General features: G+C 61.4%; 11 protein-coding genes. 3 read left to right on the forward strand and 8 right to left on the reverse strand.

The window, feature by feature from the left end:
* The first annotated feature begins 98 nt into the window (after nt 1–98).
* Both FHT69_RS05695 and FHT69_RS05700 read left to right on the forward strand, forming a co-directional pair.
* Nucleotides 99–1,610 (forward strand): ATPase domain-containing protein, encoded by a 1,512-nt coding sequence (locus tag FHT69_RS05695; protein ID WP_047610133.1) that lies wholly within the window; start codon nt 99–101, stop codon nt 1,608–1,610.
* Nucleotides 1,585–3,750 (forward strand): hybrid sensor histidine kinase/response regulator, encoded by a 2,166-nt coding sequence (locus tag FHT69_RS05700; protein WP_183905074.1) that lies wholly within the window; start codon nt 1,585–1,587, stop codon nt 3,748–3,750. Before FHT69_RS05695 ends, FHT69_RS05700 begins: the two co-directional genes overlap by 26 nt.
* Here the strand turns inward: FHT69_RS05700 and mobB are convergent.
* The 3 genes from mobB to FHT69_RS05715 are packed head-to-tail and all read right to left on the reverse strand — an operon-like array spanning nt 3,682 to nt 5,779.
* Nucleotides 3,682–4,203: a molybdopterin-guanine dinucleotide biosynthesis protein B gene (gene mobB, locus FHT69_RS05705; protein ID WP_097594325.1), complete on the reverse strand. Its 522-nt coding sequence runs from the start codon at nt 4,201–4,203 to the stop codon at nt 3,682–3,684. The two genes, FHT69_RS05700 and mobB, sit on opposite strands and share 69 nt — an antisense overlap.
* On the reverse strand, nt 4,200–4,829 hold the full coding sequence (mobA, locus tag FHT69_RS05710) for a molybdenum cofactor guanylyltransferase MobA (RefSeq protein WP_097594426.1): 630 nt from the start codon (nt 4,827–4,829) through the stop codon (nt 4,200–4,202). Before mobA ends, mobB begins: the two co-directional genes overlap by 4 nt.
* 41 nt (nt 4,830–4,870) lie before the next feature.
* Nucleotides 4,871–5,779, reverse strand: a complete 909-nt coding sequence (locus FHT69_RS05715; protein WP_183905075.1) for a DMT family transporter — start codon at nt 5,777–5,779, stop codon at nt 4,871–4,873.
* Nucleotides 5,780–6,108: 329 nt separating this feature from the next.
* On the opposite strand from FHT69_RS05715, the gene FHT69_RS05720 reads away from it, so the two are divergent.
* On the forward strand, nt 6,109–6,876 hold the full coding sequence (locus FHT69_RS05720; protein WP_183905076.1) for an SDR family oxidoreductase: 768 nt from the start codon (nt 6,109–6,111) through the stop codon (nt 6,874–6,876).
* A 97-nt stretch (nt 6,877–6,973) separates the two neighbouring features.
* Here FHT69_RS05720 and FHT69_RS05725 read toward each other — a convergent pair whose 3' ends face one another.
* From FHT69_RS05725 to FHT69_RS05745, 5 genes are all read right to left on the reverse strand, one after another.
* Entirely contained in the window at nt 6,974–7,756 is a 783-nt protein-coding gene (locus FHT69_RS05725; RefSeq protein ID WP_183905077.1) for an SDR family NAD(P)-dependent oxidoreductase, read from the reverse strand.
* 192 nt (nt 7,757–7,948) lie between these two features.
* Nucleotides 7,949–8,737, reverse strand: coding sequence for an SDR family oxidoreductase (locus tag FHT69_RS05730; RefSeq protein WP_183905078.1), 789 nt, complete (start codon nt 8,735–8,737; stop codon nt 7,949–7,951).
* A gap of 78 nt (nt 8,738–8,815) precedes the next feature.
* Complete coding sequence (locus FHT69_RS05735) at nt 8,816–10,294, reverse strand: sugar ABC transporter ATP-binding protein (protein ID WP_183905079.1); 1,479 nt, start codon at nt 10,292–10,294, stop codon at nt 8,816–8,818.
* 28 nt (nt 10,295–10,322) lie between these two features.
* Nucleotides 10,323–11,252 carry a sugar ABC transporter substrate-binding protein gene (locus FHT69_RS05740; RefSeq protein ID WP_003579719.1) on the reverse strand — a complete coding sequence of 310 codons (930 nt, stop codon included), beginning with the start codon at nt 11,250–11,252 and terminating at the stop codon, nt 10,323–10,325.
* Between the two features lie 116 nt (nt 11,253–11,368).
* Nucleotides 11,369–12,349 (reverse strand): ABC transporter permease, encoded by a 981-nt coding sequence (locus FHT69_RS05745; protein WP_047610119.1) that lies wholly within the window; start codon nt 12,347–12,349, stop codon nt 11,369–11,371.
* Nucleotides 12,350–12,447 lie beyond the last annotated feature (98 nt).

Raw genomic sequence — 12,447 nt, forward strand, 5'->3', positions numbered from 1 at the left:
AATCGATCGGCTCTTGCCGGAAGCGAAGTCATGCCTGCAGCGATTTGACATTCCATCACTCGCCACTAATTCACACTTGATATTGAAGGAAACAGTGAATGAATACTGCGGCACCTGCCACGAAAGCCCGGACCGGTGTGTCCGGTTTGGACACAGTTCTGGCGGGAGGCCTTTCCACGGGCCACGTGTTTCTCCTGGAGGGAAATCCAGGAGCGGGCAAAACGACCATCGCGCTGCAGTTTCTGATCGAAGGTGCGCGGCTCGGCGAGCAGGGGCTCTACATCACCCTTTCAGAAACCGAGAGCGAACTCCGGGCCGGCGCCGCATCGCATGGCATGGTGATCGACGGCAATATCGAGGTCTTCGAGGTCGTTCCTCCGGAAAGCCTGTTGGATGCTGACCAGCAGCAGAGCCTGCTTTATTCATCGGACCTAGAACTTGGAGAGACGACAAAGGAAATCTTTGCCGCTTTCGAGAGGATCAAGCCACGTCGCGTGGTTCTCGACAGCCTGTCGGAGATAAGGCTGCTCGCGCAAAGCTCGCTGCGCTACCGCCGGCAGATCCTCGCGCTCAAACACTATTTTGCCCGACAGGGGGCGACAGTCCTTCTGCTCGACGATCTGACGTCCGACGTGCTCGACAAGACGGTGCACAGCGTCGTGCACGGTGTCATCCATCTTGAGGAACTGGCACCGAACTACGGCTCCGAACGCCGACGTCTGAGGGTCATGAAATACCGCGGGCAGGCCTTCCGCGGCGGCTATCATGATTTCATCATCCAGACCGGTGGCGTGATCGTGTTCCCGCGTCTCGTCGCTGCCGAACACAGGTCGAGCTATGTCCGCGATCAGATTTCCTGTGATATTGCGGAGCTGGATCTTCTTCTCGGCGGCGGCCTCGAGCGGGGTTCCAGTACCCTGATCCTCGGTCCTGCCGGCACAGGCAAGAGCACCTTCTCGTTTCAATTCCTGATGGCGGCGGTGGCGCGCGGCGAGAAAGTGGCGGCCTTCATTTTCGACGAAGAGCTAGGCCTGCTCTTCACGCGGCTGAAAGCGCTCGGAATGGATCTCGAAGCCATGAGGGATGCGGGTCTTATCCACATCGAACAGCTCGATGCCGCCGAACTGTCGCCGGGCGAATTTGCTGATCGCGTGCGCAAGTGCGTCGACAAGTCGGATGCGAAAACTGTCATCATCGACAGTATCAACGGTTATCAGGCTTCGATGCCGGATGAGAATTCCCTGATCCTTCATATGCATGAGCTGCTGCAGTATCTGAACAGGCAAGGCGCCAATACCTTCCTGACCGTTGCGCAGCACGGGCTGGTTGGCGACATGAAGGCTCCCGTCGACGTCACCTATCTCGCCGATACCGTCATTCTGCTGCGCTATTTCGAGGCTGCGGGTAAGGTGCGTCGGGCAGTCTCCGTGATCAAGAAGAGGACCGGCTTTCACGAGGATACCATCCGCGAGTACCGCATCGACGCTTCCGGCTTGAGATTCGGCGATCCTCTCATCGGGTTCCAGGGCGTGCTTCGCGGCGTTCCCGAATTTATCGCGCCCTTGGCGCCGCTCCTGTCGACCAATGGCGGGGATAGCGGCAATTCCTAATTCCAGCAAACCGAAAGCATTGATCTACGCCCCCGCCGGTCGCGATGCCTGGGTGGCGAGATCGTTGGTCGATGAGGCCGGATTGACATCGATTGCCGCCGCCGACCTGTCTATGTTCGCGTCATCGCTCAGCGATGACATCGCGCTTGGTGTGCTGACGGAAGAGGCCGTTCGCTCGAGCGATCTCAAGCCGATCGCCGCCTGGGTCTCGGCCCAGCCGAGCTGGTCAGACCTGCCGTTCATCGTGCTCACCATACGTGGCGGCGGGCCTGAACGAAATCCGGCCGCTGCCAGGCTTTCCGAGGTTCTGGGCAATGTCACCTTCCTGGAAAGGCCGTTCCATGCGACCTCCTTCATCAGCGTTGCCCGGACCGCTTTGAAGGGGCGCCTGCGCCAATATGAAGCGCGCGCCCGGCTCGAGGCTCTCAGCGAAGGAGAACGACGGTTGCAGACGGCGCTCGCCGCCGGTCGTCTCGGGGCCTGGGAGCTGGAGCTGTCCTCGATGGCCTTGTTCGCCTCGGCGACCTGCAAAGCGGTCTTCGGTCGAGCGCCGGATGATGAGGTTACGCGTGACGATCTGATTGCGAGCATCCACCCCGACGACCGGGACATTGTGCTGGCACGCCTGCGCCGGACGATCGATACCGGGCTTGACTATTCGATCGAGCACAGAACGATCTGGCCGGATGGATCACTGCATTGGACCGAGGTCCATGCGCAGCTCTACACCGACAGATATGGTTCCGCCAGAAAGCTTGTCGGGGTCTGCTCCGATACCACCGCCCGCAAGACCATCGAGGAAAATCTGCGACGGCTCAATGAAAACCTCGAGGAGCGCGTGAGGGAACGGACCAGGGAGGTCAACGCCGCCCACCAGACCCTGCTCGAGGAAGTCGCCCAGCGTGAAAGAGCCGAGGAGCAGCTTCGCCAATCGCAGAAGATGGAAGCGATCGGTCAGCTGACCGGCGGCGTCGCCCACGACTTCAACAACCTGCTGATGGTCGTTCTCGGAAATCTGGAGCTGCTCGGCAAGCACGTGGCCGGAGATGCCAAAGCGACGCGTCTGATCGACGGGGCGCTTCAGGGTGCGCGGCGCGGGGCGGCGCTGACGCAGCGGCTGCTGGCTTTTGCCAGGCAGCAGGATCTGCAGGTCAAGCCCGTCGATCTGACCGAGCTGGTCTCCGGCATGAACGACCTGTTGCGGCGCTCGGTCGGATCCTCGATCAGCATCGAAACCATGCTGCCGACGACCCTGCCGCCGGCGCTGGTCGATGCGAACCAGCTCGAATTGGCGCTGCTCAACCTTGCGGTCAACGCCCGTGATGCGATGCCGGATGGGGGGACGCTGTCTATTTCGCTGCGCCAGGAACAGGTTGGCGGCAATAACGGCGATCTCGGCGAGGGGACCTATCTGGTGTTGGCGGTGGCCGACAGCGGCACCGGCATGGACGCGGAGACGCTGAAGAAGGCGGTCGATCCGTTTTTCTCGACCAAGGAGATCGGAAAGGGCACGGGTCTCGGCTTGTCGATGATCCACGGGCTTGCGGTCCAACTCAACGGCGCACTTCTTCTGACAAGCGAGCTTGGGGCGGGGACAACAGCCGAATTGTGGCTCCCGGCCACCGAACGACGCCCAGAGCGGCCGGCCGAGGCGGAGCTGCCCGTCGCGCAAGCCGCATCCAGACTGAAGATCCTTCTGGTCGATGACGATGCCTTGATTGCGATGAGTTCGGTCGACATGCTTGAAGATCTCGGCCATGAGGTCATCGAAGCAAATTCAGGCTTGCAGGCGCTGGAGTTGATCAGGAGCGGTCAGCATTTCGACTTGATCATCACCGACTATTCGATGCCTGGTATGACCGGCGCACAGCTCGCTCAGGCCGCGCGGGACATTCATCCGGCGGTGCCGATCGTCCTGGCGACAGGTTACGCCGATCTTCCCGCCGGCACCGATATCGATCTTCCGAGATTGGGAAAGCCCTACAATCAGGCTCAACTTGCCAAGGAAATCGCCAAGGCGATGGCAGGCGAAACGGCTGCGACGCTCAGATCCGGCAGTGACGCAGCTGGCTTAGAGCCTCGCCTGTCCAAGGCCGACGATGTCAGCGATGAAATCGGCGATGGCGCCTGTGTCGTCTAGATCGAAGACCGGCAGGGTCGCATCCGTGACGGCGTGATCGGCGGCGATGGCGCAGATATGGGGATCGCTCGGCGCCAGCGGTTCGCGATTGGCGGCCTCCAGGCGGCGGGCCTCGATCTTCGGGATCGGCTCGCGCTTGTAGCCTTCGATCAGCACGAGATCGCAGGGTGCGAGGCGGGCGAGGATTTCCTCGAACTCGGGTTCGGGGGCGCCGCGCAGTTCGTGCATGATGGCGTAGCGGGTGCCGGAGACGATGGTGACTTCATGGGCGCCGGCCTGGCGATGGCGATAACTGTCGGCTCCGACCTTGTCGATGTCGAAATCGTGATGGGCGTGCTTGATCGTCGAGATCCTGTAGCCGCGGCGGGTGAACTCCGTCACCAGCCGGACCGCGAGCCCCGTCTTGCCTGAATTCTTCCAGCCGGCGATGCCGAAGATTTTCGGTGCGGTCATGCGTGAAGGGCCTCCAGCCAGCGTTCCGCCTCGACGAGATCGTCAGGCGTATTGATGTTGAAGAAGGGATCGAGCAGGCTGGCGCGGGTCGGATGCAGCGGGAACGCCACTTCCGTAACGTCATGCCGCAACAGGAAGTCGCGCACGCGGCGCTTCTCGTCGGTGGCGATCCAGGCTTCGAGATCAGCGGCCAGCGTCACCGGCCAGAGGCCGAAGACGGGATGGCTGCGGCCCTCGGAGGCGGCAATGGCGATCTGCGACGGGCGTTCGATCGCTGCGGCCAGCCGGGCGACGAGATCGGCCGGGAAGAACGGGCAATCTACCGAGACGGTGACGACATGGCTGATCGAGGGAAGGCCGGCGGCATAGACCATGGCCGCATGGATGCCGGCCATCGGCCCGGCCTTGCCGGGAAAGCGGTCGGAAACGACGGGCACATCCTCGGCGGCGGCATCGGCGTTGACGGCAACGAGCAAGGTCTGTTGCGAGAGGCGGGTCAGCGCATGGCGGAGCAGGCTCTCGGTCCCGAGCATCACGCCCGCCTTGTCGCGGCCCATGCGCTGCGAGCGGCCGCCGGCCAGCACGACGCCCGCTATGTCGGATCTGTCCAGCGAGAATTCAGCCATCATCCTTCCTCAGCCATCATTTGTCTCAGCCATCATTTGTCTCAGACTGGCGCGCGCGGGGCGGATTCCTGCGCGATCGGCGATACGCGGCGCTTGGCCTCACGATAGAACGTATAGAGGCCGGAGGCGATGACGATCGCAGCGCCGATAAGCGTCCAGCTATCAGGCACTTCGGCGAAGAAGAAGATGCCGAGCAGGGAGGAGAAGATCAGGCTGGTATAGCGGAACGGCGCCACGAAGGAGATTTCGCCGGTGCGCATGGCAAGGATGACCGACTGGTAGCCGACGAGCACCAGCACCGAGGCGAGCGCCAGATGCCCGAGCGCGGTGGCGCTGACCGGTTGCCAGCCGCCGAGCACCGGGATCAGCAGCGCGCCGAAGAAGGAGGCAGACATGGCGGTGATGACGGTTATCATCAGCGAGGGAATTTCCGGGCTGATGCTCCGGGTGGCGAGATCGCGGCCGACCGTCGTCAGCACCGCAGCGACGCAGAGGACGGCGGCGGGGGTGAATCCATCGGGGCCGGGACGGATGATGATCATCACGCCAATGAGGCCGACGAGGATCGCCGACCAGCGCCGCCAGCCGACCGGCTCGCCGAAGAAGAGCGCCGCACCGAAGGTGACGACCAAAGGCAGCGACTGCAGGATCGCCGAGGCATTGGCGATCGGCATCATGCCGAGCGCCGTGATATAGGTCACGGCGGAGAGCGTCTCGCAGATGATCCTGAAGATGATCATCGGCTGCAGCATGATGCGCCAGGAGCGCAGCGCGCCCATTTTCCAGGCAATCAGATAGACGAGCAGGCTGGTGAAGAGGCCGCGCAGAAACATGATCTCGCCGGCGTTCATATAGGCGATCACCGATTTGGACAGAGCGTCGCTTGCAGAAAAGCCGGCCATCGCCATGGTCATATAGATGGCGCCCTCAGTATTGCGTGACCGCGGCATGAAGAGATTCCCGTTACCTGTGCGCCCCTTTTAGTCGCGAAGATGCATCAAGGGAATCGGATGAATGTCACACCAGGCATAAATCGATGATGCGGTGCACAATGGCGCTGATGTCAACGCAGGCGTGTGGGCGGAAGTCCCGGCAAATCCCCGTTTTTTAAGTTGAATTCCGATATTTCCGACGCCGCAATCAAGGCGTCGATGGGGAATGCCATCGCGCCTGCCGGTTCGCCTCATCGGCGTTTTTCTCTTCCTGCGCGGGAAACGGGTGGCTGTATCGCCTGATGTTTGAGCATCTCGGTTATCGCAACAATCCAGGAGAAACCGATATGACACTTCTCAACGACAAGATCGCCATCATCACCGGCGCAAGCTCCGGCATCGGCCGCGCGGCGGCGAAACTCTTTGCGCGGGAAGGCGCCAAGCTCGTGGTCACCGGCCGCCGACAGGACGCGCTTGATGCCGTCATCACCGAAATCGAGGCGAAGGGCGGACAGGCGGTCGCCATATCGGGCGATGTCAGGGACGAGGCGCTGCAGGCACGGCTCGTCGAGACGGTAGTCTCGCGTTTCGGCCGGCTCGACATCGCCTTCAACAATGCCGGCATCCTCGGCGAGATGGGACCGGTCGCCGGGCTATCGCTGGAGGGCTGGCGCGAGACGATCGAGACCAATCTGACGGCAGCTTTCCTCGGCGCCAAGCACCAGTCGGCGGCGATGGGAAAAAGCGGCGGATCGCTGATCTTCACCTCGACTTTCGTCGGCCACACCGTCGGCATGCCCGGCATGGCCGCTTATGCGGCGAGCAAGGCGGGACTGATCGGCTTCGTGCAGGTGCTCGCCGCCGAACTCGGCAGGCAGAAGATCCGCGTCAACGCCCTGCTGCCCGGCGGCACCGACACACCCGCCAGCATCACCAACGCACCGGACGCGACACCCGAGGTGCTCGCCTTCGTGGAGGGGCTGCATGCGCTGAAACGCATGGCGCAGCCCGAAGAGATCGCCAAAGCCGCGCTGTTCCTCGCCTCCGACATGTCGAGCTTCGTGACCGGCACGGCGATGCTAGCGGATGGCGGGGTGTCGATCAGCCGAACATAGGTGGGGCGAGGGGCGGGGATCGGCAGTGTATGAGGTCGAGCCACCCGCCCTCGAAGGACGGGGCTGGCCGCCATGGCACCGTCGCCTCCGAGAGGGCTCAGGACATGATCAAACCACCGTCGACATTGATCGTCTGGCCGGTGATGTAGGCGGCGTCGTCGCTGGCGAGGAAGGTGACCAGGCCGGCGACGTCTTCTCCGGAGCCGGCCCGCTTCATCGGGATGCCCTCGACCCATTCCTTCATCAGCTCGCCGGGGGCGTAGTTGCCGAGCAGCTTACCCCAGGCCTGGTCGTTATAGGCCCACATATCGGTTTCGATGATGCCGGGGCAGAAGGCGTTGACGGTGATCTTCTCGGTCGCGACTTCCTTGGCCAGGCTCTGGGTGATGCCGACGACGCCCATTTTCGAGGCTGCATAATGCGGGGTATAGATGAAGCCGTCGCGGGCCTGGCCGGAGGCGGTGTTGATGATGCGGCCGCCGCGCTTGTGCTTGCGCATTCTTGATATCGCCTCCTGGGCGCAGAGGAAGACGCCCTTGGTGTTGACCGCCATCACCTTGTCCCACTCGTTTTCGGTCAGATCCTCGACGCGGGCAATGGTGATGACGCCGGCATTTTGAATTGAAATGTCGACCGTATCGAAGGCGTGTTCGGCAGCGTCATAGAGAGCCTTCACGCTCGCCTTGTCCGTGACATCGCCCACGAAAGAGATCGCCTTGCCGCCTTCGGCTATGATCTGCTCGGCGACCGCATGCACCGAATCTTCGTTTGCGGAGATGACGAGGTTGGCGCCTTCTTTCGCAAACCGCCTGGCGATCGCCGCTCCGATGCCGCGGCTACCCCCGGTAATGACGACAGTCTTTTGCTCAAAGCGTTTCATGCTCTTTCCTTCCCGGTATCCTGACATAAACAGCAAATCTGGGCGCGACTGCCCGTTCGATCGGCGTGAAGGGCGGGCAGACGACAATATTGCACGCCGTCATGCCCGTTGGTCCCTTCAGCGCCTCGATCTCAGCCAGGGAGGAAGCGAGACCGTTCATTTTCCAGCGGCGGCATTGCGCTTCTCATCGCATCACCAGCAGCAGAAACCGCCGTCGACGAGAAGATCGACGCCGGTCACGTAGCTGGCTGCATTCGACAGCAGGAACACCGCCGGACCTACCATCTCGTCGACCGTGGCCATACGCTGCATCGGCGTCTGCTCTTCAAAGAGCTTGGTCTGATGAACCATCTCGGGACGGGTATTCATGGGCGTTGCCGTGTATCCGGGGGAGATGGTGTTGACGCGAATGCCGCGGTCGACCCATTCCATCGCCAGAGACTTCGACAGATGTATCACGCCCGCCTTGGAGGCGTTATAATGCGCTTGGCTCAGCCCCCGGTTTACGATCACACCGGACATGGAAGCGATGTTGACGATGGAGCCGCGTCCATTCTTCAGCATGGCGCGGGCCTCGGCCTGGCAGGAAAGGAATACGCCTTTCAGGTTGATATCCATCAACGTCTGATACTGGTCCTCCTCCATCTCTTCCGCCGCGTTGGCGTTAGCAATGCCCGCAGCGTTGACTGCAAGCGTCAATGCGCCGAGATCTGCTTCGGTATGTGCGACTGCCTCTCCAAGGGACGATTTGCTCGTGACGTCAGCCGCGATCTGGATCGAACGGCGGCCGGCGGCGCGAATATATTCGGCCGTCCTGGCCAGTCCGTCGTCGGTTCGACGGTCGAGCAGCGCCACGTCGGCGCCGCATTGCGCAAGGCCGATGGCAATGCGCTGCCCAATGCCGCTCCCGGCTCCGGTAACGATGGCAACCTGGCCGCTGAGATCGAAAAGCTTCGGGGCGTTCAGAGTGATGTCGGACACCGCTCTTCCTTTCTCTGTCTGTTTTGTTTTCACGCAATTCCTGACGCAAAACCGCTGCACACTTTTGCTGGAATTGCTTTAGATGGTGGCTAGCTCCATGACCGAAACGTCATTCGCCTCGTCACGATTGAGAATGCCTGCCTGTTTGCCTTGGGCAAGCACGAGAATGCGATTGGACACTCCGAGAACCTCCTCGAGGTCCGAGCTTACGACGATGACCGCCACGCCCCGTTTGGCAAGATTGACGATGATGTCGTAGATGCCCGCTCGGGCGCCGACGTCGATGCCTCTCGTCGGTTCGTCGAGTACGACGACCTTCGGATCGCGCATCAGCCATTTCGCGATGACGACCTTCTGCTGGTTGCCGCCGGACAGGTCCGAGGCATATTGCTCAGCACGGCCTTTTACGCCGAACTTGGTGACTGCCTTCTCCGCAAACGAGCGCTTGACGTGCGGCGTAATCCAACGCCCGCCCAGCTTGTCGAGATTGGCGTAGATAATGTTCTCGCTGATCCGGTGCCCGATAACGAGACCTTGCTCCTTGCGGTCTTCCGGGACCATCACGATGCCCTTGGCGATCGCGTCCGCCGGATCGCGCAGCCTGAGTTCTTCGCCTTCCAGCTTGATCGAACCCGCACTGATTGGGTCCGCGCCCGAAATGGCGCGGACAAGTTCCGTGCGGCCGGCGCCGACCAATCCGGCGATCCCGAGAATTTCCCCGGCCCGCACTTCGAAGGTAACGTCACGGAACGAATTATCAGGCGAGCTCAGCCCGGACACCTGGAGTACCGGACGGTCTGTCGGAACCGGCAGGGTAGGGAACAAGCGGTCAAGCGGGCGTCCGACCATGCTCTCGACAATCGTTCGCACCGGGGTCGCGCTATCGGAGAATTCCTGCACTCGCTCGCCATCGCGAAGGACGACGATCCGGTCTGTTATTTTTTTGATCTCTTCCATGCGGTGGGAAATGTAGACAATGCCGACGCCCTCTGACCGAAGCTTTCTAACCTGTTCGAAGAGAGCCTCCGTCTCCGCGCCACCAAGGGCCGCGGTCGGTTCGTCCAGGATCAGGAGCTTTGCATTGAGAGCCAAGGCCTTGGCGATTTCGATGAGTTGTTGATTTGCAGTGGAAAGGCCGGCGACCTTCCGCGTTGCGGGTATGTGAAGGTTCAGGCGAGCGAGCTGCTCCTGGGCGCGGCGAACCATTTGGCCGCGGTCGACGACGCCGTTCTTCATCGGCCAGCGTCCGATGAAGACGTTTTCCGCGATCGACAGCTGCGGCAGCAGCTGCAGCTCCTGATGGATCAGGACAACGCCCTTGTCGATCGCTTCCCTCGGGGAGGCTGGGGCATAAGGCTGCCCCAGCCATGTCATTGATCCTTCGGACGGTGTGCGGGACCCGGCGATGATGCCGGATAGTGTCGACTTGCCCGCTCCGTTTTCACCGAGAAGTGCAACCACTTCACCGGGATAGACGTCCAAACTGACATTCTTCAGAACCTGCAGTGGCCCATACCACTTGGATATGCCCCTCAGGGAAAGAACTGGATCAGTCATGGCACACCTCCTCAAGACCTCGACTTCATTACGGATGGTTGGCAATGAAGCCGGCGACGTTTTCCTTGGTCGTCAGCGTGGCATCCAGGAGCTGGACCGGCGGCACCTTTTCTCCGGCGACAAGCTTGGCGGCGTTTTCAACCGCATCGCGGCCCATCTTCTGCGTCTGCTGGGTCGCAGTGACGTTGAAGACGCCCTTGCTGAGGGCTTCGAGAGCTGCGGTGTCGCCATCGAAGCCGCCAACCACGATCTTCTGGGACGGATTGGCGACCTTGATCGCCTGCGCGGCGCCAAGGGCGAGACCGTCGGCCTGGGCGAACACGATCGAAACGTCCGGATTGGCCTGCAGCATGTTCTGCATGATCTGGAAGCCTTCGTCCTGGCTCCAGATGTTCGAGAACTGCTCGGCGACAACCTTGACATCGGGGTATGCCTTGAGAGATTCAGCGCAGCCCTTCGAACGATCGACTTCCGGCGTCGTGCCCTTCTGGCCGTGGATGATGACCATCTTGCCCTTGCCGCCGGCTTCCTTCAGGATGTAGTCGCAGACCGCCTTGGCAGACGCGACGGAATCCGTTGCAAGGAAGGTGTCGCCGGGTGCTCCCTCGGCGTTGCGGTCAACGTTCACGACCGGAATGCCAGCGCTTTTCGCGAGTTTGACCGGAACGGTCGCAGCGGCCGCACCTGCCGGAATGTAGATCAGCGCGTCGATTTTCTGGGTCAGGAGATCCTGGATCTGATTGACCTGCGTCGGCCCGTCGCCCTTTGCGTCGACGGTGATGACTTCGATGCCGCGCTTCTTGGCTTCGGCTTCGACCGATTGCTTGATCTGGTTGAAGAAGTTTGCCTGAAGGTTGGCAACGGCCAGGCCGAGCTTCTTCAGTTCCGCCGCGTGTACGGGGCCGAGCGTGAGGCCGAGCAGTGCAGCAGACGCGAGCATGGTGCGCGCAATTTTCATTGTATTTCCTCCGTTGTTTGATGGAACCCTCGGGTATGTCCTCCCCCTCGGGGTATTGATCCGCCCCAAACTCTTGGGACGGAATTCCAGGCCGCCGACGCGGCGGACCCCGCTCGTCAGGCGCGACGCCGACGAATGGTCTCCGCGCCAACCGCGAGCACGATGACGATGCCGATGATCACCTGCTGCAGGAACGGCGAGACGTTGAGAAGATTGAGCCCGTTGCGAAGGACGCCGATGATCAGAACACCGATAAGCGTTCCCCCGATACCGCCCGCGCCGCCCGAGAGCGAGGTCCCGCCGATGACGACCGCAGCGATGGTGTCCAACTCATAGCCCAGACCGCTGGACGGCTGGACGGAATCCAGCCTGGCCGCAAGTACGATGCCTGCGAGCCCCGCAAGGACTGAACTTACGACGTAGACGCCAATCGTCACGAGCGGGACGTTGATGCCCGCCAGCCGAGCGACTTCCGGATTTCCTCCCACCGCGTAGAGCATGCGGCCTTCGGACCGGAAGTGCAGGAAAAGCCAGGCCGCAAGAACAACCGCAAGCATGAGAAACACAGTGGCTGTCAACACGCCGAAATGGCGATCTATCGCCAGCATCATGAACCAGTCGGGGAAGCCTACGATCTGCTGGCCGTCCGTGATCATATTTGCGACGCCGCGAGCCGCCGACATCATCGCAAGAGTGGCAATAAACGCCGGAACCCTGAACTGCGTCACCAGAAGTCCGACGATCAGCCCCGAAATTCCCGAAGCGATCAGAGCAAAAACGATCCCGACCGGCAGCGGCAGGCCGGCGACATTCGCGGTCCAGCCCATGACCATCATCGCCAGAGCGAGTGCCGAGCCGACGGAGAGGTCGATGCCGCCGATCAGAATGACGAATGTCATTCCGACGGCCATGATGCCGAGAACAGTGATCTGATCGAGGATGTTGAGGCCATTCCGAACCGAAAGAAACGTGTCGGTGCTGAAGCTCAGAAAGATGCAAAGCGCCAGCAGCCCCACGAGCGGCCCGGTGGCTCCCTTGAGCTTGCTCAACCAGGCGCCGGACGAAAGCCCGTTTTCATTGATATCGAGCGCCACCATTGTTCCTCCCTATGCCTAGGCTACCAGCTAGTTCATTTCAAGAATAAATATTCACGCATGCTGGAAAATTCATTAACAAGTTGCTTTCCTGCTGTCAA

The organism is Rhizobium sp. BK008, from assembly GCF_014197345.1.
Classification (GTDB): domain Bacteria; phylum Pseudomonadota; class Alphaproteobacteria; order Rhizobiales; family Rhizobiaceae; genus Rhizobium; species Rhizobium anhuiense.